Consider the following 21966-nt stretch of genomic DNA (forward strand, 5'->3'; position numbering starts at 1 on the left):
GAGTGTCCCTGATCGCTTCAGACCACTTCCGCATCGTTGTCGGCCTCGGCAAGAGCGGCATGTCCCTGGTTCGCTTCCTGGCGAACCGGGGCACGTCGTTTGCTGTGGCCGATACGCGGGAAAATCCACCGGAGCTGGTCACGCTGCGCCGTGACTACCCGCACGTGGAAGTGCGTTGTGGCGAGCTGGATGTCGAGTTTCTGTGCCGTGCCGATGAGCTCTACGTGAGCCCGGGCCTGGCCCTGGCGACACCGGCCCTGCAAGCGGCGGCGGCCCGTGGCGTGAAGTTGTCCGGCGATATCGACCTGTTCGCGCGCAACGCGAAGGCACCGATCGTGGCCATCAGCGGTTCCAACGCCAAAAGCACCGTCACCACCCTGGTCGGCGAGATGGCGGCGGCGGCGGGCAAGCGTGTGGCTGTCGGCGGCAATCTTGGCGTGCCGGCCCTGGACCTGCTCAGCGACGACGTCGAGCTGTACGTGATGGAATTGTCGAGCTTCCAGTTGGAAACCACCCACGACCTGGGCGCCGAAGTGGCGACGGTACTGAACGTCAGCGAAGACCATATGGACCGCTACAGCGGCCTGCCGGCTTATCACCTGGCCAAGCACCGGATTTTCCGTGGCGCCAGGCAATTTGTCGTCAACCGTCAGGATGCCCTGAGCCGTCCGCTGATGGGCGAGGGCATGCCCTGCTGGACGTTCGGCCTGGGCAAACCGGACTTCAAAGGCTTCGGCATTCGTGAAGAGAACGGCGAGAAATACCTGGCGTTCGAATTCCAGAACCTGATGCCGGTACGCGAACTGAAGATCCGTGGCGCACACAACCAGTCCAATGCCCTGGCGGCCTTGGCGCTCGGTCACGCGGTTGGCCTGCCATTCGACGCCATGCTCGCCAGCCTGCGCACCTTTGCCGGGCTTGAGCATCGCTGCCAGTGGGTGCGCGACCTCAATGGCGTCAGCTATTACAACGACTCCAAAGCCACCAACGTCGGTGCGGCCCTGGCGGCCATCGAAGGCCTGGGTGCCGATATCGACGGCAAGCTGGTGCTGATCGCCGGTGGTGATGGCAAGGGTGCCGACTTCAAGGACCTTAAAGCGCCAGTGGCCGCCCATTGCCGCGCCGTGGTGCTGATGGGCCGCGATTCGGACCTGATCGCCGCCGCCCTCGGTGACGCTGTACCGCAAGTACGCGCAGCTTCCCTGGACGACGCCATTGCCCAGTGCAAAGCCCTGGCCCAGCCCGGCGATGCGGTGTTGCTGTCGCCCGCGTGCGCCAGCTTCGACATGTTCAAGAACTATGAAGAGCGCGGCCACCTGTTCGCCCGCGCCGTGGAGGCTTTGGCATGAGCCTCAACCTGAGAAACATCATCAAGCCCTACCCGTCGCCGATCATTACCGGGCGCGGCATTGACCTTGATTTCCCTATGCTCGCCGGTTGCCTGGCGCTGCTCGGCCTGGGCCTGGTGATGATCACCTCGGCGTCCTCCGAAGTGGCTGCCGTGCAGTCGGGCAACACGCTGTACATGATGATCCGTCACCTGGTGTACCTGGTGATCGGCCTGGGCGCCTGCATCGTCACCATGATGATCCCGATTGCCACCTGGCAGCGTCTGGGTTGGCTGATGCTGATCGGTGCGTTCGGCTTGCTGGTCATGGTGATCGTGCCGGGCATTGGCCGCGAGGTGAACGGTTCAATGCGCTGGATCGGCTTCGGCGCGTTCAACGTGCAGCCTTCGGAAATCGCCAAGGTGTTCGTGGTGATCTACCTCGCCGGTTACCTGGTGCGCCGCCAGAAAGAAGTACGCGAAAGCTGGATGGGCTTCTTCAAGCCGTTCATCGTGCTGCTGCCCATGGCTGGCCTGTTGCTGATGGAACCCGACTTCGGGGCCACGGTGGTGATGATGGGCGCCGCCGCCGCGATGCTGTTCCTGGGTGGCGTCGGGCTGTTCCGCTTCACCTTGATGGTGGTGCTGGCGGTCGCGGCGGTGACCATCCTGGTGCAGGCGCAGCCCTACCGGATGGCGCGTTTGATCACCTTCACCGACCCCTGGTCCGACCAGTTCGGCTCCGGCTACCAGTTGACCCAGGCGCTGATCGCCTTCGGTCGCGGCGAGTGGCTGGGCGTGGGCCTGGGCAACAGTGTGCAGAAGCAGTTCTACCTGCCGGAAGCCCACACCGACTTCGTGTTCTCGGTATTGGCCGAGGAGTTGGGTGTGGTGGGATCGCTGTGCACCGTTGCGCTGTTTGTGTTCGTTTGCGTGCGCGCCATGTACATCGGCTTGTGGGCCGAGAAGGCCAAGCAGTTCTTCGCTGCCTACGTGGCTTATGGGTTGGCCTTCCTGTGGATCGGCCAGTTCCTGATCAACATCGGCGTGAACGTCGGCCTGCTGCCGACCAAGGGCCTGACCTTGCCGTTCCTCAGTTACGGCGGCAGTTCGTTGGTGATTTGCTGCGCCTGTCTCGGCTTGCTGCTACGTATCGAGTGGGAGAGTCGTACCCACCTGGGCAGCGAAGAGATGGAGTTCAGCGAGAGCGACTTCGCCGAGGAGCCGACCCATGGGCGCTAATGTGCTGATCATGGCAGGCGGCACCGGGGGGCATGTGTTCCCGGCCCTGGCTTGCGCCCGTGAATTCCAGAACCGTGGCTACACCGTGCACTGGCTGGGTACACCCCGTGGCATCGAAAACGAATTGGTGCCTAATGCCGGCTTGCCGCTGCATTTGATCAACGTCACCGGTTTGCGTGGCAAGAGCAAGTTGTCCCTGCTCAAGGCGCCGTTCGTGCTGCTCAAGGCGGTCATGCAGGCGCGCAAGATCATTCGCGAGCTCAAGCCAGTGTGTGTGCTCGGCTTTGGCGGTTATGTGACCGGCCCCGGTGGCGTCGCGGCGAAACTCGCGGGCGTGCCGGTGATCGTCCACGAACAGAACGCCGTCGCCGGTACCGCCAACCGCCTGCTGGTGCCGTTGGCTGCGCGGGTGTGTGAAGCCTTTCCGAAAACCTTCGCCGCCTCCGACAAGCTTCGCACCACCGGCAACCCGGTGCGTACCGAACTGTTCATGGCCATTGCGCGTGACGCGCTGGCGGGGCGCAAGGCACACCTGCTGATCCTGGGCGGAAGCCTGGGCGCCGAGCCTCTGAACAAATTGCTGCCTGAAGCCGTTGCGCAACTTCCTGAGGATGTGCGCCCGGAGATCTTCCACCAGGCCGGCAAGAACCACGATGAAGTCACCGCCGCGCGTTATCGCGAGGCCGGTGTAGAGGCCAATGTACAGCCCTTCATCAAAGACATGGCCCAAGCCTATGGCTGGGCCGACCTGGTGGTCTGCCGCGCTGGTGCGCTGACCGTCAGTGAACTGGCGGCCGCCGGTCTGCCGTCCTTGCTGGTGCCTTTGCCCCACGCCATCGACGATCACCAGACCCGCAACGCCGAATATTTGGCCGGGGAGGGCGCTGCCTTCCTGCTGCCGCAAAGAACGACTGGCGCCGCCGATTTGGCCGCTCGCCTGACCGAGGTTTTGATGCAACCGGAACGACTCAACAGCATGGCGAGCACCGCAAGCCGCCTGGCCAAACCTGACGCAACCCGTACCGTGGTCGATATCTGCCTGGAGGTGGCCCATGGTTGAGAATCAGAAAGCCATGCCGCAACCCGAGATGCGCCGCATCCGCCGTATTCACTTCGTCGGTATCGGTGGCGTGGGCATGTGCGGGATTGCCGAAGTGTTGCTGAACCTGGGCTACCAGGTGTCCGGCTCGGACTTGAAAGAGTCGCCGGTCACTGATCGCCTGAAGTCCTTCGGTGCGCAGATCTTTATCGGCCACCGTGCCGAGAACGCTGCCGAGGCCGACGTGCTGGTGGTGTCCAGTGCCGTGAACACCTCCAACCCGGAAGTGGCCACTGCCCTTGAACGCCGTATTCCAGTGGTGCCGCGTGCCGAGATGCTCGCCGAGCTGATGCGCTATCGCCACGGCATCGCCGTCGCCGGTACCCATGGCAAGACCACCACCACCAGCCTGATCGCCTCGGTGTTCGCCGCCGGTGGCCTGGACCCGACCTTCGTCATCGGTGGCCGCCTGAATGCAGCTGGCACCAATGCCCAGCTCGGCACCAGCCGCTACCTGATCGCCGAAGCCGATGAAAGTGACGCGAGCTTCCTGCACCTGCAACCGCTGGTCGCCGTCGTCACCAACATCGACGAAGACCACATGGCGACCTACGACGGTGACTTCAACAAATTGAAGAAAACCTTCGTCGACTTCCTGCACAACCTGCCGTTCTACGGGTTGGCGGTGGTGTGCCTGGACGACCCGGTGGTGCGTGAAATCCTGCCCCAGGTCAAGCGCCCGACCGTGACCTACGGCTTCAGCGAAGATGCCGACGTGCGCGCAATCAATGTGCGCCAGGAAGGCATGCAAACCTTCTTTACCGTGCTGCGCCCCGACCGCGAGCCGCTGGACGTGTCGGTGAACATGCCGGGCAACCACAACGTGCTGAACTCTTTGGCGACCATCTGCATTGCTACCGATGAAGGCGTCAGCGATGAAGCCATCGTCGAGGGCCTGTCGCGCTTTGCCGGTGTGGGCCGTCGCTTCCAGGTTTACGGCCAACTGCCGGTTGAAGGCGGTGACGTGATGCTGGTGGACGACTACGGCCACCACCCGACCGAAGTGGCGGCCGTGATCAAGGCCGTGCGCGGTGGCTGGCCGGAGCGCCGCCTGGTGATGGTGTACCAGCCGCACCGCTACAGCCGCACCCGCGACCTGTACGACGATTTCGTCAATGTACTGGCCGATGCCAACGTCCTGTTGCTGATGGAAGTCTACCCGGCCGGTGAAGAACCGATCCCGGGCGCTGACAGCCGCAAGCTGTGCAACAGCATCCGCCAGCGCGGCCAGCTGGACCCGATCTACATCGAGCGTGGCGTGGACCTGGCGCCTATCGTCAAGCCGCTGCTGCGTGCCGGCGACATCCTGCTGTGCCAGGGCGCCGGTGATATCGGTGGCCTTGCGCCCAAGTTGCTGGCGAGCCCGCTGTTTGCAGCCGCGGCCAAGGGGAAGTTGAAATGATCACTGACTACGGCTCCCTGTTTTCCACCCTTGCGCCTGCCGACTTCGGTCGCGTCGCCGTGCTGTTCGGCGGCAAGAGCGCCGAGCGCGAAGTGTCGCTCAAGTCCGGCAATGCGGTGCTTGAGGCGCTGCAAAGTGCTGGCGTGAACGCGTTCGGTATCGATGTGGGCGATGATTTTCTCGCCCGCCTGCAGGCCGAGAAGATCGACCGTGCCTTTCTCATTCTTCACGGCCGTGGCGGTGAAGACGGCAGCATGCAGGGCCTGCTCGAGTGCGCCGGCATCCCTTACACCGGCAGCGGCATCCTCGCCTCGGCCTTGGCGATGGACAAGTTGCGCACCAAGCAGGTGTGGCACAGCCTGGGCATTCCGACCCCGCGTCACGCCGTACTGTGCAGCGAAGACGATTGTATTTCTGCGGCCAAGGAACTGGGCCTGCCTTTGATCGTCAAACCTGCCCATGAAGGCTCCAGTATCGGCATGGCCAAAGTGAACTCGGCCGCCGAATTGATCGACGCATGGAAAGCGGCAAGTACCTACGATTCGCAAGTGTTGGTGGAACAGTGGATTTCCGGTCCCGAGTACACCATCGCCACCCTGCGTGGCCAGGTATTGCCGCCCATCGCTTTGGGCACGCCCCACACCTTTTATGACTACGACGCCAAGTACCTGGCTTCCGATACTCAGTACCGGATCCCATGCGGCCTCGAAGCAACCAAGGAACAAGAATTGATGGACCTCACGGCGAAAGCCTGTGAGGCGCTGGGTATCGCCGGTTGGGCGCGGGCAGACGTGATGCAGGATGACCAAGGGAATTTCTGGTTCCTTGAAGTCAACACCGCACCGGGCATGACCGACCACAGCCTGGTTCCCATGGCAGCCCGTGCCGCCGGTCTGGATTTCCAGCAGTTAGTGCTGGCGATCCTGGCCGACAGCATTGAGCCAAGAGGCTAAACACATGAACGGCGCATCGCTTCGTCATCAGCCCCCACAAGCACCGAGCCGCAAGCCGGTGCCACGGGGTGCAAGCCGAATGGTGGCTAAAGAGCCGATGTCTTCGCGCCTGCCAAAAGCCAACTTTGGTTTTATCAAGGCGCTGTTCTGGCCGGTGCTGCTGGTGGTGTTGGGCTTTGGTACGTACGAAGGCGCGCAGCGCCTGTTGCCGTATGCCGACCGGCCGATCACCAAGATCAGCGTGCAGGGCGATTTGAGCTACATCAGCCAGCAAGCGGTACAGCAGCGCATCGGCCCATACCTGGCGGCGAGCTTCTTTACCATCGACCTGGCGGGCATGCGCTCGGAGCTGGAACAGATGCCGTGGATCGCCCACGCCGAAGTTCGCCGTGTATGGCCGGACCAGGTGACGATCCGCCTGGAAGAACAACTGCCCGTGGCCCGTTGGGGCGATGAAGCGCTGTTGAACAACCAGGGCCAGGCGTTCACCCCGCGTGAGCTGGCCAACTATGAACACCTGCCGCAGCTGTTCGGGCCGCAGCGGGCGCAGCAGCAAGTGATGCAGCAGTACCAGGCCTTGAGCCAGATGCTGCGGCCACTGGGCTTCTCCATTGCACGCCTGGAATTGCGTGAGCGGGGCAGCTGGTTTTTGACGACCGGGGCAGGCAGTTCCGGCCCGGGCATCGAGTTGTTGCTGGGACGCGACCGCTTGGTGGAAAAGATGCGCCGCTTTATTGCCATCTATGAAAAAACCTTGAAAGAACAGATTACGAACATTGCGAGCGTCGACCTGCGTTACGCCAACGGCCTGGCCGTCGGCTGGCGTACACCGGCTGCGCCCACGGCAGCACAACCCGCTGTCGCGAAGAATTAAGAAGAGGCAGGACCCATGGCAAACGTGCAAAGCGGCAAAATGATCGTCGGTCTCGATATCGGCACCTCCAAGGTGGTGGCGCTGGTGGGCGAGGTCGGGGAAGACGGCGCGATCGAAATCGTCGGTATTGGCACGCATCCGTCCCGGGGCCTGAAGAAGGGCGTGGTGGTGAACATCGAGTCCACCGTGCAATCGATCCAGCGCGCCATCGAAGAAGCGCAGCTGATGGCCGGTTGCCGGATTCACTCGGCGTTCGTCGGCGTGGCCGGCAACCACATCCGCAGCCTGAACTCCCACGGCATCGTGGCGATCCGCGACCGTGAAGTCAGCTCGGCCGACCTTGAGCGCGTGCTCGACGCTGCCCAGGCCGTGGCGATCCCGGCGGACCAGCGCGTGCTGCACACCCTGCCGCAGGACTACGTGATCGACAACCAGGAAGGCGTGCGCGAGCCCCTGGGCATGTCGGGCGTGCGTCTGGAAGCCAAGGTTCACGTGGTGACCTGCGCCGTCAACGCCGCACAGAACATTGAAAAATGCGTGCGCCGCTGCGGCCTGGAAATCGACGACATCATTCTCGAGCAGTTGGCCTCGGCCTACTCGGTACTCACCGACGACGAAAAAGAGCTGGGCGTGTGCCTGGTGGATATCGGCGGCGGCACCACCGACATCGCGATCTTCACCGAGGGTGCGATCCGTCACACCGCGGTGATCCCGATTGCCGGCGACCAGGTCACCAACGACATCGCCATGGCGTTGCGCACACCGACCCAGTACGCCGAAGAAATCAAGATCCGCTACGCCTGCGCCCTGGCCAAGCTGGCCGGTGCCGGCGAGACCATCAAGGTGCCAAGCGTGGGTGACCGTCCACCGCGCGAGCTGTCGCGCCAGGCCCTGGCCGAAGTGGTCGAGCCACGTTACGACGAGCTGTTCACCCTGATCCAGGCTGAACTGCGCCGCAGCGGCTACGAAGATTTGATCCCGGCCGGCATCGTGCTGACCGGTGGTACCTCGAAGATGGAAGGCGCGGTCGAGTTGGCCGAAGAGATCTTCCACATGCCGGTGCGCCTGGGCGTGCCCCATGGCGTGAAAGGCCTGGGCGACGTAGTGCGCAACCCGATTTATTCCACCGGTGTGGGCTTGCTGTTGTACGGGCTGCAAAAGCAGACCGACGGCATTTCCCTGTCGGGCCCGAGCATCCGTGACAGCTACCGCAGCGACGACGAGGCGAAAGCGCCGTTGTTCGAGCGGCTGCAGGCTTGGGTAAAAGGCAATTTCTAAAGATTTACCGCGACACCGCAACACCCGCAACAAGCAGTAGGCGAAAAAACTAGAGAAAATGAAAGGAGAGGGAACATGTTCGAACTCGTAGACAATATCCCCGCTAGCCCGGTTATCAAAGTAATCGGTGTCGGCGGTGGCGGCGGCAACGCTGTCAACCACATGGTCAAGAGCAACATTGAAGGCGTTGAGTTCATCTGCGCCAACACTGATGCCCAGGCGCTCAAAAGCATCGGCGCGCGGACCATCCTGCAATTGGGCACCGCGGTGACCAAGGGCCTCGGCGCTGGCGCCAATCCGGAAGTCGGCCGTCAAGCCGCCCTGGAAGACCGCGAGCGTATTGCCGAAGTGCTGCAAGGCACCAACATGGTGTTCATCACCACCGGCATGGGCGGCGGTACCGGTACCGGTGCTGCACCGATCATTGCCGAAGTGGCCAAGGAAATGGGGATTCTGACCGTTGCTGTCGTGACGCGTCCGTTCCCGTTCGAAGGCCGCAAGCGCATGCAGATCGCCGACGAAGGTATCCGTCTGCTGTCTGAAAGCGTCGACTCGTTGATCACCATCCCCAACGAGAAACTGCTGACCATCCTGGGCAAGGATGCCAGCCTGCTGTCTGCCTTCGCCAAGGCTGACGATGTACTGGCCGGTGCCGTTCGCGGTATCTCCGACATCATCAAGCGCCCAGGCATGATCAACGTCGACTTTGCCGACGTACGTACGGTCATGAGCGAAATGGGCATGGCGATGATGGGCACTGGCTGCGCCAGCGGTCCGAACCGTGCACGCGAAGCCACCGAAGCGGCCATCCGCAACCCGTTGCTCGAAGACGTTAACCTGCAAGGTGCACGCGGCATCCTGGTGAACATCACCGCCGGTCCCGACCTGTCCCTGGGTGAGTACTCCGACGTGGGTAGCATCATCGAAGCCTTCGCTTCCGAGCACGCCATGGTCAAAGTCGGTACCGTTATCGATCCGGACATGCGCGATGAGCTGCATGTAACCGTGGTTGCCACCGGCCTGGGTGCAAAAATCGAGAAGCCAGTGAAGGTCATCGACAACACCCTGCACACCAGCCAGGCCAGCCAGGCAGCCGCCGCTCCAGCCCCTGCTCGCCAGGAACTGCCGTCGGTGAACTACCGTGACCTGGACCGTCCGACCGTGATGCGCAACCAGGCTCAGGCCGGTGCTGCGGCGTCCCGTAGCCCGAATCCGCAAGATGACCTGGACTACCTGGACATCCCGGCATTCCTGCGTCGTCAGGCCGATTAATGGAATGTATCAGGGCTATGAAGGTGATTGGTGTTCAGCAAAGGTCTGGTCTGCTATTATCGCCAGCCTTTGTTGATACCAGTTCGCAATTTGCGCTGAAGCGGTCCAAGCCATGATTAAACAACGCACCCTGAAGAATATTATTCGTGCCACAGGTGTAGGTCTGCACTCCGGGGAGAAGGTATACCTGACCCTCAAGCCTGCACCTGTCGACACCGGCATCGTGTTTGTGCGTGCCGACCTGGACCCTGTGGTGCAGATTCCTGCTCGCGCGGAAAACGTTGGCGAAACCACTATGTCGACCACATTGGTCAACGGTGACGTCAAAGTGGACACGGTGGAGCACTTGCTCTCGGCCATGGCTGGCCTGGGCATCGATAACGCCTACGTCGAGCTCTCCGCGTCCGAAGTCCCGATCATGGATGGCAGCGCTGGCCCCTTCGTATTCTTGATTCAATCTGCCGGCCTGGAAGAACAGGACGCAGCCAAGAAGTTCATTCGCATTCTGCGGGAAGTGACAGTAGAAGACGGCGACAAGCGCGCCACCTTCGTCCCGTTCGAAGGCTTTAAAGTGAGCTTTGAGATCGATTTCGATCACCCGGTATTCCGTGACCGCACCCAAAGTGCAAGCGTGGATTTTTCCAGCACTTCGTTCGTAAAAGAAGTCAGCCGCGCCCGTACCTTTGGTTTCATGAGTGACATCGAGTACCTGCGCAAGCACAACCTCGCACTCGGCGGCAGCGTGGAAAACGCCATCGTGGTCGACGCGGATGGTGTACTGAACGAAGACGGCCTTCGCTATGAAGACGAATTCGTGAAGCACAAGATCCTCGATGCAATCGGTGACCTCTACCTGCTGGGCAATAGCCTGATAGGCGAGTTCAAAGGCTTCAAGTCGGGCCACGCCCTTAACAACCAGCTGCTGCGCAAGTTGATTGAGCAGACAGACGCTTGGGAAGTCGTGACCTTCGAAGATGCCAGCACCGCACCGATCTCTTACATGCGTCCCGTTGCGGCGGTGTAAGTAACAACTCTCTTTCTTTAGTTTTGAAAGGCTGCCTTCGGGTGGCCTTTTTTTATGCCTGACGAATATCCAAATGTGGGAGCTGGCTTGCCTGCGATAGCGGCCTGCCAGTTAGCTTATAGGTAGCTGACCCACCGCGATCGCAGGCAAGCCAGCTCTCACAATTGACCTCATCAGTTTGAGGTCTTTGAAACATCCATTGTCCGGTTACGGCCGCTGTGCTTGGCCTGATACAACGCTTGGTCAGCCTTGAGCAGCAGGTCTTCAAGGGAAATACGGCTGTGCTTCTGCCAGGTACTCAGGCCGATGCTTAAGGTGATCGGTTGCTCGTCCCCGACCACTCTCGGCAAGTGCTGGACCCCCTCGCGGATATGCTCGGCGATCACCCACGCCCCCTTGGCGTCGGTATTGGGCAGCACCACCGCGAATTCTTCACCGCCGTAACGCGCCGCCAGGTCGGCAGGGCGGCGGATATGGCTGGCGATCACCTGTGCGACTGTACGCAACGCCTCATCGCCGCCCTGGTGACCATGACGGTCGTTGAAGGCCTTGAAGTGGTCCACATCGATCATCAACACGCTCAACGACTCGGTCGAGCGTTGTGCCCGGTCCCATTCCAGCCGCAAGCGTTCGTCCAGGGTGCGGCGGTTGGCCAGGCCGGTAAGGGCGTCGGTGGCTGCCAGTTCTGACAGCACCTGCTCGGCGCGATGGCGGCGGCGCAGCTCCATGCACAGTGCCCAGGTCAGCCATAACAAGCCCACGCACAACACTCCGGTCGCGATGCTGACCAGCCACGCCGCACGTCGCCAGGGTGCGAACATTTCATCGCTGGACAAGGCCACTGCCACGATCAGCGGCAAGTCGCCCACATTGGAAAAGCTGTAGAGCCGTGCCTGGCGATCGACGCTGGAGATGCTTTGGAAGCTGCCGTCCCGTTCGCGCAGCATGCGCGCCACATTCGGGCGCTGGCTCAGGTCCTTATCGATGATGTCCACTTCCAGCAAAGGCTCTTGCGCGAGCAGGATGCCTTGGTGGTTGAGCAGGTTGATGGTGCTGTTGTTGCCGATGTTCAAGCTGCTGAACAACTGATGAAAGTACGACAGGCGCATGGAGGCGACCGCCACCCCCAGAAAACGCCCGTCCGCTGACGAAACGCGACGGCTGAACGCGATGCGCCAGGGGTCGTCACACTGACAGCGGGCCATGAACGGGCGGCTGATATACAAGCCCAGGTCGGGGTTGTTGCGGTGGGCCTGAAAATAGTCACGGTCGGCAAAGTTACCCAGCTTGGGCGTAAGCAGGGACGAATCGGCAATCACCTCGCCGGCCGGGTCCAACAGCAGGATATCGCCCTTGTAGGGCGCCGCAGCGGAACGATCGAACAGCACCAAATGACGGATGCTCTCTGAAACATCTTGCAGGTCGGTGCGCTCGGTGGCGCTGATCAAGCCTTTGAGGGCCATGTCGTAAAGTTCGACATTGCGCAGCACGTCAGCGTCGATCAATTGCGTGATGGTATTGGCGGTGCGCTTGGCCGTCTGCAGGGTGTTGGCATGTTCACGAATCAGCAGCGCAGTCACGACCCCAACGATCAGCAACACCGTGAGCGTGCTGCCCAGGATCAGCAGGCGCTCCGGGCGCGTAAGGCTTGAATTCATCGGGCACACTTTTGCGTTGAGAATGCCCTTAGCGTAGTAGCAACCCTTGAATATGGCTGTAGGAGCGAGCTTGCTCGCGAAAAACTCACAGACGCCGCGTTTATTCAGGAAGCACGCGTTATCGTTAACGTTTTTCGCGAGCAAGCTCGCTCCTACCTGTATTCAGAACACGTTGATCGGGTAATCCACGATCACGCGGTACTCATCCACATCGCGGTCCACCGCCGAGTAGCCATTGCTGCCGCGATTGGTCGCCCATTGCAGGCGCACGGCCAAGTCCTTGGCCTTGCCGCCCTGCACCACATATTTCAGGTCGATATCGCGCTCCCAGTGCTTGGCGTCCTTTCCATCGGCGCTGTACCAGTTGCTGTAGCCGCGACTGTTGGGGTCGACCTTGGTCAGGTCGGTCTTGCCGCTGATGTACGACACGGCGGACGTCAGGCCGGGCACGCCGAGGCCGGCAAAATCGTACGCGTACTTGAGCTTCCAGGAGCGCTCGTTGGGCCCGTTGAAATCCGAGTACTGCTGGGAGTTGTCCAGGTACACGCTGTCGCCCTGGGTGATGTAGTCGAACGGCGTGTTGCCATTGACGCGCTGATAAGTCGCCGTGACGCTGTGGTTGCCCACCCCCACGGTGAAATGCAGGCTGTAGGTGTTGTTGTCGATATCGCCCAGCAGTGATTGGCCGGTGTCCTGAGTGTGGTAGTAGTGCAGGCCGGGGGTCAGGCTGACCAGGTCGTTCAGGGCGTAGGTGTATTCCAGGTCGTAGTAATACTGGTGCCAGACGTCCTTGAGTTCGGAGGCGTACAGGTTGCTGGTCAGCCCCTCAATCGCGCTGAACGACACACCAGCCCAGTCCAGGTGCTGGCTGTCGGTGTTGGCGGGCAGCGTGCCGTAGCTGGTGCCGATGCGCCGATGGCCGCTCTGGTTGTAGAGCTTGGTGAAACTGGCCTGACCGCCTTCGAACATCCAGCCGTCGAAGCTGTGGTTGGTCAGGCTCACGCCACGGAAGGTCTGCGGCAACATGCGCGTCATGCCGCCGGCGATCACCGGGTTGTTGAGGAGCAGGTCGCCGGCTTTCAGTTCGGTGTCGAAGGCGCGCAGCTTCAAGGTGCCGCCGGCCGTCGAAAACGAACCCGGCGCCTTGCCGTTGCCGCTGCCATACGGAAGGATGCTGGAGCCATCCGTACCGCCACCGCCGTCGAGCTTGAGGCCGAGCATGGCATTGACGTCCAGGCCGAAGCCGACGGTGCCCTGGGTGTAGCCGGATTCGAAAGTGCCGATAAAGCCCTGGCCCCATTCCTTGCTGTCATCGGTATGAATATCGCGCCGGTCGCGGTTCATGTAGTAGTTGCGGGTGTTGATGGTGAGGTGGGAGCCTTCGACGAAACCGTCGTTGGGGGTAGTGTCTGCCGCGTGGGCCAGTGGGGCGATCGTTGCTGCAATCGCGAGGAATAACGGGGTGAACGTCAGCGAGTTCTTCACCGGTAAAGCTCCTTTGGTCAATCCATAACGGCCAGTGTCGTGAGGGTGTGCCCGGCCTTTTTTTACGGCAAAAAAAAGCCGCTGAAAATCAGCGGCTTTAAGACAGATTCCCAGTGTAGAGCCCTGGAAAAAAGTCGAGGGAAATTCGGGTAAGCGGGTCAGCTGTCTTTGCCACCGCGCTCATCGGTGCGTCAAAGTAACGCAGGCGAGCGCTGCGATACAGAGTGTAACAAGATAATAACTATTGCCCAAACCGCAACAGTGCGAGCGATGGGATCTCCTGTGGGAGCTGGCTTGCCTGCGATGCAGACACCTCGGTATGCCAGGCGCACCGAGGTGATGCTATCGCAGGCAAGCCAGCTCCCACATTTTTTTGGCCGAGTTGTTTAGACCGGAAGGGTAATACCAAAGGTATTGCCACCGCCTTCACTGCGCACAAACACATCCCCCCCATGCATCAACGCAATCGCCTTGACGATCGCCAGCCCCAGCCCGTGATTGGCCCCGCTGTTGCTGCGCGAGGCATCCACCCGATAGAAGCGTTCGAACAGGCGTGGCAAGTGTTCGCTGGCAATGGCCTCGCCGGGGTTGGTCACGCCAATCGTCACTTGGTGTGCCTGCACTTGAATGTGCACGTCGATGACTTGCCCCGGCGCGGTATGTTGTACGGCATTGCTCAGCAGGTTGATCAGTGCGCGCCGCAGGTGGGCTTTTTCGATCTGCACCACGGCATCGCCGTGCACGTGCACTTCGACCTGGGCGTCTTCGAGGATGAAGTCCAGGTAGTCGAGGGTGGTGGCCACTTCATCGGCCAGGGCGCTTTCGATCAGCTTGGTGGCCTTGCTGCCTTGGTCGGCGCTGGCGAGGAACAGCATGTCATTGATGATCGAGCGCAGCCGTTCCAGCTCTTCCAGGTTCGATTGCAGCACCTCGAAATAGTGCTCTGCCGAACGGCCGCGAGTAAGAGCCACCTGGGTCTGGCCGATCAGATTGGTGAGCGGCGAACGCAGTTCATGGGCGACGTCGGCGTTGAACGATTCCAGGCGCGAATACGCCTGTTCGACCCGGTCGAGGGTGGCGTTGAACGAATTGACGAATTGGCTCAGTTCCGGCGGCAAGGGCGACAATTGCAGGCGCCCGGAGAGTTTCGGCGGCGCAAGTTTTTGCGCCTCATCCGAGAGTTTGCCCAGGGGCTTGAGGCCGATACGCGCGACCCAGAACCCCAACAGTGCCGCCAGTATGACGCCCACCAATGCCAGGCTGATCAACGCCACCAGCAAGTGATGCTGGGTGGCGCGGAAGTTCTCCGTGTCGATGGCAATCATGAAGCGCAGCGCCGGGCGCTGGTCCTTGGCGGCAAACTGGCTGACCAGCACCTTGAACGGATAATCGTGACCGGGCAAGCGCAGGTCGCGTTTGCCCGTGGGGCCTTCGGCAAAGGCGCGAATCTGCGCATCTGGTTCACCGTATTCGTAGCTCGGGTCACTGCTGACCACCCAGAAACGGATGCGCTTGTCTTCTTCCCCCAACAGCTTGAGCTTGGACCTGATCTTGGCCCAATGCTCTGGCGTGCCGAAGCGATTGATCGACGATTCCAGCACGCTGTAGCGCGCATCCAGCTCGGCACCTGGCAACAGCCCGAGGCCACGGTCCACCTGCTGGTACAGCGCGCCGCCGATCAACAGGAAGATCAGCAGCGCCACCAGGGTGAACATGCCGCTCAGGCGCAGGGCGATGGAATTAGCGACCACTGTGGTTTTCCTGCATGCGGTTCTCCAGCACATAACCCATGCCACGAATGGTGTGCAGCAGCTTGTGTTCGAACGGCCCATCGAGCTTGGCGCGCAGGCGCTTGATCGCCACTTCGACCACGTTGGCGTCGCTGTCGAAATTGATGTCCCAGACCATCTCGGCAATCGCGGTTTTGGACAGGATCTCGCCCTGGCGCCGCGCCAATACGCTGAGCAGCGAGAACTCCTTGGCGGTCAGGTCCAGGCGCAGGCCGTTGCGGCTGGCCTTGCGGCTGATCAGGTCGATCCACAGGTCAGCGACGGTGACCTGCACCGGTTCATGGCCGCCGCTGCGACGGGTCAGGGCTTGCAGGCGGGCCACCAGTTCCAGGAACGAAAACGGCTTGCCCAGATAATCGTCGGCGCCTTCGCGCAGGCCGCGGATGCGGTCTTCCACGCGCTCGCGGGCGGTGAGCATGATCACCGGCGTCTGCTTGCGGGCGCGTAGGGCGCGCAATACACCGAAGCCATCCAGGCCGGGCAGCATCACGTCGAGCACGATCACCGCGTAATCGTTCTCCAGCGCCAGGTGCAGGCCTTCGATGCCTTCGCGGGCTACATCAACGGTGTAGCCTTGCTCGGTCAGGCCGCGGTGCAGGTAGTCCGCGGTTTTTTCTTCATCTTCAATAATCAGGACGCGCATGACCGCCTCAGTGTGTGGTCGCCAGCGCCAGCGCTGGTTTGGGCCTGTGGAAAAAACGCTCAAGGTACAAGTATATGACCGGCGTGGTGAACAGCGTCAGCGCCTGGCTCACCAGCAAGCCACCGACCACCGCGATGCCTAGCGGCTGGCGCAACTCCGCCCCCGGGCCAGCGCCGAGCATCAACGGCACTGCGCCGAGCAACGCGGCAAGGGTGGTCATGATGATCGGCCGGAACCGTGTCACGCAGGCTTCATAAATCGCATCTTCGGGCGGCAGCCCGCGTACCCGCTGCGCCTCCAAGGCGAAGTCGATCATCAAGATACCGTTTTTCTTCACGATGCCGATCAGCAGCACCAGGCCGATCAAGGCCATGATCGAAAAGTCCTGGCCCAGCAGCCACAGCATGATCAGCGCACCGAGGCCCGCCGAAGGCAGGGTGGAAATGATCGTCAGCGGGTGCACAAAACTCTCATACAGCACACCCAGAATAATATAGACCGCTACCAGCGCCGCGAGGATCAGCCAGGGTTGGCTGGCCAGCGAGCTCTGGAACGCCTGGGCCGCACCCTGGAAGTTGCCGATGATTGTGCTCGGCATGCCGATTTCGTTCTTGGCCTGGTCGAGCATGATCACCGCATCGCCCAGGGCCACGCCAGGCGCCAGGTTGAACGAAAGGTTGGCGGCGGGGAACATGCCGTCATGGCTGATGGACAAAGGCCCGACTGTGGGCGGGTCGACTTTGGCCAAGGCCGACAACGGCACCATCTCGTTGGTCAATGGCGAGCGCAGGTAAAAATAGTTGAGGCTTTCGGCCTTGCCGCGCTGTTGGCTGTCCAGTTCGAGTATCACTTGGTACTGGTTGATCTCGGTCTGGAACTCGTTGATCTGGCGCTGGCCGAAGGCGTCGTACAGCGCCTGGTCGACATCGGTGGCGGTCAGGCCGAAGCGCGCAGCGGCCTGGCGGTCGATGCTGATGTGGGTGATGCTGCCGCCCAGTTGCAGGTCGTTGGACAGGTCGCGAAACGCCGGGTTGGCGCGCAGTTTTTCGGTGAGGCGTTGGGTCCAGGTGTTCAGCGTCGGGCCGTCGTTGCTCTTGAGCACATATTGGTACTGGGCGCGGCTGGGGCCGGAGCTCAGGTTGATGTCCTGGCCGGCGCGCAGGTACAGCACGATGCCCGGCACCTTCGCCAACTGCGGGCGGATGCGGTCGATGAACTGGCTGGCGGACACATCGCGCTCGCTGCGGTCTTTCAAGGCGATCCAGAAGCGGCCGTTGGCGATGGTCTGGTTGCTGCCGGTGACGCCGACCGAATGGGAAAACGCCTGCACCGCCGGGTCGGCCTTGACGATCTCGGCCAGGGCCTTGTGCTTGGCGACCATGTCCTTGTACGACACGTCGGCCGCCGCTTCGCTGGTGCCGAGCACGAAACCGGTGTCTTGCACCGGGAAGAACCCCTTGGGGATGAGCACATAGCCGACCACCGCCAGCGCCAGGGTCACCACGAAGATCGCGGCCATGCTGCGTTGGTGCGCCAGGGCACGGCGCAGGTTGCGCGCATAGCCGGCCAGCAGGCGTTCGCTGAAGGTGGGCTTGGCATGGGCAGGGTGGGAAGGGGCGCGCATGAACAAGGCGGCCAGCGTCGGTGCCAATGTCAGCGAAACCACGACCGAAATCAGAATGGTCGCGGTGGCCGTCAGCGCAAATTCCTTGAACAACCGCCCGACCACACCGCCCATGAATAACAGCGGAATAAACGCTGCTACCAGCGAGAAGCTGATGGACACCACGGTAAAGCCAATTTCGCCGGAGCCCTTGATCGCCGCTTCGCGCTTGCCCAGGCCGGCCTCCAGGTGCCGATGGATGTTCTCCACCACCACAATCGCATCGTCCACCACGAAGCCCACGGCGATCACGATAGCGACCAGGGTCAGGTTGTTCAGGCTGAACCCCATCACGTACATAAGGGCAAAACTGGCCACCAGCGAGACACCCAGCACCGCAGACACAATCAGCGTCGCCGACAGTTGGCGCAGGAACAACGCCATCACCGCCACCACCAGCAGGATGGCGATCAGCAGGGTCATCTCCACTTCATGCAGTGAGGCGCGGATGGTCTTGGTACGGTCGGTCAACACGCTGACCTGCACCGAGGCCGGCAACATGCCTTGCAGGCGCGGCAGCTCGGCTTGAATGCGGTCGACAGTGTCGACGATGTTGGCGCCGGGCTGGCGCGAAATCACCAGGTTCACCCCTGGGGTATCGCCGGACCAGGCTTGTACGTAGGCGTTTTCCGAGCCGTTGATAACCTTGGCGATATCGCGCAGTTGAACCGGCGCACCGTCCTTGTAGGAAACGATCAGTTGGCCGTATTCCTCCGGGTGAAACAGCTGATCGTTGGTCGACAGGGTGGACACGCTGTTCTCGCCATAGATCGCGCCCTTGGCCAGGTTGAGGCTCGACTGCTGGATGGCCAGGCGTATGTCGGCGAGGGTCAGGCCGATGGCCGCGAGCTTTTCAGGGGCCGCTTGCACGCGGATCGCCGGGCGTTGCTGGCCGGTGATGTTGATCTGGCCGACGCCGTCGATCTGGCTGATCTGGCGCGCCAGCAGGGTTTCCACGTAGTCGCTCAGCTCGGTGCTGGGCATGCTGCTGGAACTGACGCTGAGGATCAGCACCGGGCTGTCCGCCGGGTTGACCTTCCTCCAGGTAGGCAAGCTCGGCATGTCGCTGGGCAGCTTGCCGGACGCGGTGTTGATCGCGGCCTGCACTTCCTGGGCGGCGGTATCGATGCTTTTTTCCAGGGTGAATTGCAGGGTCAAGAGGCTGGAGCCCAAGGCGCTGCTGGAGGTCATCTGGGTCATGCCGGGGATGGCACTGAACTGCACCTCCAGAGGCGTGGCCACCGATGAGGCCATGGTGTCCGGGCTGGCGCCGGGCAGTTGCGCGGTGACCTGAATCGTCGGGAATTCCGCTTCCGGCAGTGGCGCGACGGCCAGGTTCGGGAAGGCAATGATCCCCAGCAGCACCAGGGCGAAAGTCAGCAGCAAGGTGGCGACCGGGTGATCAACGCACCAGGCCGAGGGCGACCGGCTGGCGCTCATGGTTGCACCTGGGCGTTGGCGGTGTGGATCACTTGCGGCGGCTCCTTGAGCACCGTCACCTGGGCGCCGGCCTTGAGCCGCGACTGCCCATCGCTGACCAGCACATCGCCGGCCTGCACGCCTTTGATGATATTGATGTCGCTGTTCTGGTAGGCGACCTGCACCGGCACCACCTCGGCTTTGTCAGCGCTTACGCGGTACACGAAATGTGAGTCCAGGCCGCGCTGCACCACGGTCGGCGGTACCACCAGGGCGTTCTTGTCGAGGGCCGTCTGGATCTTGATGGTCACCAATTGCCCCGGCCATAGCTTATGCGCCGGGTTGCTGAACTCGGCCTTGGCCCGCAGGGTGCCGGTGGTGGAGCTGATCTGGTTGTCGATCAGGCTCAGGTGGCCTTCGCCGAGCAGGTCGCCGGTCTGGCCATCGGTGTCGGCGCCCAGGTAGGCGTCGACGGTGGCCCGGGTGGGGGCGGCGATCAGGCCCTGCAAGGTTGGCAGCATCTGCTGTGGCAAGGAAAACTCAACGGCAATCGGGTCGAGCTGGGTGACGGTAAACAGCCCCAGGGTATCGCTCATGCGCAGGAAATTACCTTCGTCCACATTGCGGATGCCCACTCGGCCGCTGACCGGGGAGCGAATCTGGGTATAGGAAAGTTGTACCTGAGCCGCATCGATGGCCGCTTGATTACCTTGCGCCGTGGCCTTGAGCTGGTTGACCAGCGCCTGTTGCTGGTCGTAGGTCTGCTTCGACACACCGTCGTCGATGCTCAGCGCTTTGTAGCGCTTGAGGTTGACCAATGCTACTTGCAACTGCGCCTGGCTTTCACCGAGTTGCGCCCTGGCCTGGTCGAGGCTGGCGCGGATCGAGCGGTCATCGATGGTAGCCAGCAGGTCACCGGCCTTCACCGATTGGCCTTCCTTGACCAGCAGTTGGGTGAGGATGCCGTCGATTTGCGGACGAATCACCACGCTGTGCAATGACAACACCGAGCCGATGCCGCTGACAAACCGAGGCACATCCTGTTGCGTCACGCTCACCACCCGCACAGGAATGGCGGTAGGCGCTGCCAGGCGGGCCTTGGCCGGCCGGGTTAACGCCCAGGCTGCAACGGCCAGTATCAGGAGAGCACCCAGCATCAGGGCCACGTTTCGTTTGATCTGCATAGGAGGACGCCGGCGCAAACTGCAAGTTGGAGTTCGGAACGTCCTTTATAGCGCTGTTCCGCCGTCAGCACGGTGACGGCAAACTGACAGCCGTGACAGCTAGGCCATGTGAGCTTGTCGCTTGAAGTTACTGCTGGCAGCTCAGGCCCCGTATACTCGCGCTTTTACACCTATTAGCTGTGCCGGAGCCCTTATGACTTCCCCAACCCAACCCGCTGTCGACGCGGCCGAACTCGTCGATCCGGCTACCGCCGACGGCGTTGAAAAAGCCGAGATCCCGGCGTTCAAGTTCCCCTTCAAGCCGGGTGAGCTGGCCGGTGCCAAGAATGCCAGCCAGCCCTGGTACAAAGGCGGCGCCAAGAACGGGCATACCAAGACGCCAGGCATGGCGCCTCCGGGCACTCGCCGCTCGATGGGTAAACGCTGAGATTAAAGCGTTGCGTGCGTTATAGGCAGTTGCCTACATCGCCCGTGGACATTTCTGCTTGTAGGTCCGCGACCGATTCTTGAAAGCTTGCACAGCGTTTGCTTCGTCCCGATGACGCCCATCGGGACGTGGTGAGTCAGCTTTCCGGAAAAGGACATTCCCGTGGCCCTGATACACCTCTGTGCAGTGCTTGCTCTCTTGCTCTCGACGAGTGCCGTCGCCGCCGACGTTCAACCTCGGCGTGAAATCCGTTTCGCCGTTGCCGCGCATTTTCCGCCCTTTCAAAGCCGCAACGCCCAAGGGCAATTGGTGGGGCTGAATATCGAACTGGGCAATGCCCTGTGCGAGCAGCTCAACGTGCGCTGTACCTGGGTTGACCAGGTCGTGATGGAAAACTTTCCGGCCCTTGAAGCCAGGCAGTTCGACGCGATCATGGGCATGGCGCCCACCTGCAGTCGGCGGCGACGGGTGAGTTTTACCGATGACCTCTACCCGATCACCACTCGGCTGGTGGCGCGTAAAACCTCGGGCCTGCGCCCTGATCGGCGCTCGCTCAGGGGCAAGCGTGTCGGGGTGCTGGTGCGCAGTAATCGCGAAGCCTTTGCCCTGTCGAAGTGGGCGCCGGCGGGAGTGATCATCAGGAGTTTCTGGCTCAACGACCAACTGGTGCAGGGCCTGGTTTCGGGCGATATCGACGCGACCCTGCAAGGCGCGGTGGAGATCCGTGAAGCCCTGCTCGACACGCCCCAGGGGCTGGACTTCGATTACATGGGGCCGCCTGTGTCGTCGGGCCTGCTGGGTAATAGCGTGGCGATTGCGGTGCGAAAAACCGATACGGCGTTGCGTAATGAGCTTAATCATGCGCTTGAGCAATTGATGCAGAATGGCGAGTACCAGCGCATTCTTCAGCCGTATCGGCTCGATGTATTGCCGCCCCATTCATGATCGCGAATGTGTGAGTGCCGCTCTGCACCCGTGAGGCGCCTATCTACCTGACACCCCGCAGTCCAAATGTGGGAGCTGGCTTGCCTGCGATGACGGCCTCCCAGTCGACACAGTTGGATTGTGTACATATCCATTCCTGCGGTAACGGCCACTTGGGGTTCCGCTCTGACAGCGGCTCACTTTTGAAAAGAGCCGGAATGCCGGCCCAGCCAAAAGTAAGCAAAAGGCTCTTGCCCCACCACTCGGCACCTCGCTCAGGCTCGGTGTGCCCGTAATTCGCC

17 protein-coding genes are annotated in these 21966 nt (G+C 61.7%); 11 read left to right on the plus strand and 6 right to left on the minus strand.

The window, feature by feature from the left end:
• The first annotated feature begins 2 nt into the window (after positions 1-2).
• The 9 genes from murD to lpxC all read left to right on the plus strand — a co-directional run bounded on the left by murD (position 3) and on the right by lpxC (position 10471).
• On the plus strand, positions 3-1349 hold the full coding sequence (gene murD, locus E1K68_RS05540) for a UDP-N-acetylmuramoyl-L-alanine--D-glutamate ligase (RefSeq protein ID WP_034134893.1): 1347 nt from the start codon (positions 3-5) through the stop codon (positions 1347-1349).
• Positions 1350-1357: 8 nt separating this feature from the next.
• The gene (ftsW, locus tag E1K68_RS05545) at positions 1358-2569 is read left to right on the plus strand and encodes a putative lipid II flippase FtsW (protein ID WP_161793210.1); all 1212 of its coding nucleotides are present in this window, start codon (positions 1358-1360) and stop codon (positions 2567-2569) included.
• Complete coding sequence (gene murG, locus E1K68_RS05550; protein WP_003188675.1) at positions 2559-3629, plus strand: undecaprenyldiphospho-muramoylpentapeptide beta-N-acetylglucosaminyltransferase; 1071 nt, start codon at positions 2559-2561, stop codon at positions 3627-3629. Before ftsW ends, murG begins: the two co-directional genes overlap by 11 nt.
• Positions 3622-5070 carry a UDP-N-acetylmuramate--L-alanine ligase gene (murC, locus tag E1K68_RS05555; protein WP_212613851.1) on the plus strand — a complete coding sequence of 483 codons (1449 nt, stop codon included), beginning with the start codon at positions 3622-3624 and terminating at the stop codon, positions 5068-5070. The genes murG and murC overlap by 8 nt, the downstream gene beginning before the upstream one ends.
• The gene (locus E1K68_RS05560; RefSeq protein ID WP_003188679.1) at positions 5067-6023 is read left to right on the plus strand and encodes a D-alanine--D-alanine ligase; all 957 of its coding nucleotides are present in this window, start codon (positions 5067-5069) and stop codon (positions 6021-6023) included. Before murC ends, E1K68_RS05560 begins: the two co-directional genes overlap by 4 nt.
• 4 nt (positions 6024-6027) lie before the next feature.
• Positions 6028-6897 (plus strand): cell division protein FtsQ/DivIB, encoded by an 870-nt coding sequence (locus tag E1K68_RS05565; protein WP_032893516.1) that lies wholly within the window; start codon positions 6028-6030, stop codon positions 6895-6897.
• Between the two features lie 15 nt (positions 6898-6912).
• On the plus strand, positions 6913-8175 hold the full coding sequence (gene ftsA / locus E1K68_RS05570; protein ID WP_003188682.1) for a cell division protein FtsA: 1263 nt from the start codon (positions 6913-6915) through the stop codon (positions 8173-8175).
• Positions 8176-8250: 75 nt separating this feature from the next.
• Positions 8251-9447 carry a cell division protein FtsZ gene (gene ftsZ, locus E1K68_RS05575; RefSeq protein WP_003188685.1) on the plus strand — a complete coding sequence of 399 codons (1197 nt, stop codon included), beginning with the start codon at positions 8251-8253 and terminating at the stop codon, positions 9445-9447.
• Between the two features lie 112 nt (positions 9448-9559).
• Positions 9560-10471 carry a UDP-3-O-acyl-N-acetylglucosamine deacetylase gene (gene lpxC / locus E1K68_RS05580; RefSeq protein WP_003171886.1) on the plus strand — a complete coding sequence of 304 codons (912 nt, stop codon included), beginning with the start codon at positions 9560-9562 and terminating at the stop codon, positions 10469-10471.
• A gap of 173 nt (positions 10472-10644) precedes the next feature.
• Here lpxC and E1K68_RS05585 read toward each other — a convergent pair whose 3' ends face one another.
• The 6 genes from E1K68_RS05585 to E1K68_RS05610 all read right to left on the minus strand — a co-directional run bounded on the left by E1K68_RS05585 (position 10645) and on the right by E1K68_RS05610 (position 20313).
• Entirely contained in the window at positions 10645-12129 is a 1485-nt protein-coding gene (locus E1K68_RS05585; RefSeq protein WP_057710943.1) for a sensor domain-containing diguanylate cyclase, read from the minus strand.
• Between the two features lie 162 nt (positions 12130-12291).
• On the minus strand, positions 12292-13614 hold the full coding sequence (locus E1K68_RS05590; RefSeq protein WP_192002458.1) for an OprD family porin: 1323 nt from the start codon (positions 13612-13614) through the stop codon (positions 12292-12294).
• Between the two features lie 386 nt (positions 13615-14000).
• Positions 14001-15365, minus strand: a complete 1365-nt coding sequence (locus E1K68_RS05595) for a heavy metal sensor histidine kinase (RefSeq protein WP_003188688.1) — start codon at positions 15363-15365, stop codon at positions 14001-14003.
• Positions 15355-16047, minus strand: coding sequence for a heavy metal response regulator transcription factor (locus E1K68_RS05600; RefSeq protein ID WP_003188690.1), 693 nt, complete (start codon positions 16045-16047; stop codon positions 15355-15357). The genes E1K68_RS05595 and E1K68_RS05600 overlap by 11 nt, the downstream gene beginning before the upstream one ends.
• A 7-nt stretch (positions 16048-16054) precedes the next feature.
• Positions 16055-19150: a multidrug efflux RND transporter permease subunit gene (locus tag E1K68_RS05605; protein ID WP_212613852.1), complete on the minus strand. Its 3096-nt coding sequence runs from the start codon at positions 19148-19150 to the stop codon at positions 16055-16057.
• Complete coding sequence (locus tag E1K68_RS05610) at positions 19147-20313, minus strand: efflux RND transporter periplasmic adaptor subunit (protein ID WP_212613853.1); 1167 nt, start codon at positions 20311-20313, stop codon at positions 19147-19149. Before E1K68_RS05610 ends, E1K68_RS05605 begins: the two co-directional genes overlap by 4 nt.
• A gap of 193 nt (positions 20314-20506) precedes the next feature.
• Between E1K68_RS05610 and E1K68_RS05615 the strand changes: the two genes are divergently transcribed.
• Together E1K68_RS05615 and E1K68_RS05620 are read left to right on the plus strand one after the other, a co-directional pair.
• Positions 20507-20740 (plus strand): hypothetical protein, encoded by a 234-nt coding sequence (locus E1K68_RS05615; protein ID WP_212613854.1) that lies wholly within the window; start codon positions 20507-20509, stop codon positions 20738-20740.
• 162 nt (positions 20741-20902) lie between these two features.
• Positions 20903-21685, plus strand: a complete 783-nt coding sequence (locus E1K68_RS05620; protein WP_003188697.1) for a transporter substrate-binding domain-containing protein — start codon at positions 20903-20905, stop codon at positions 21683-21685.
• The last annotated feature ends 281 nt before the right edge of the window (positions 21686-21966 follow it).

It is taken from the genome of Pseudomonas sp. B2021 (assembly GCF_018135665.1).
Classification (GTDB): Bacteria; Pseudomonadota; Gammaproteobacteria; order Pseudomonadales; family Pseudomonadaceae; genus Aquipseudomonas; species Aquipseudomonas lactis.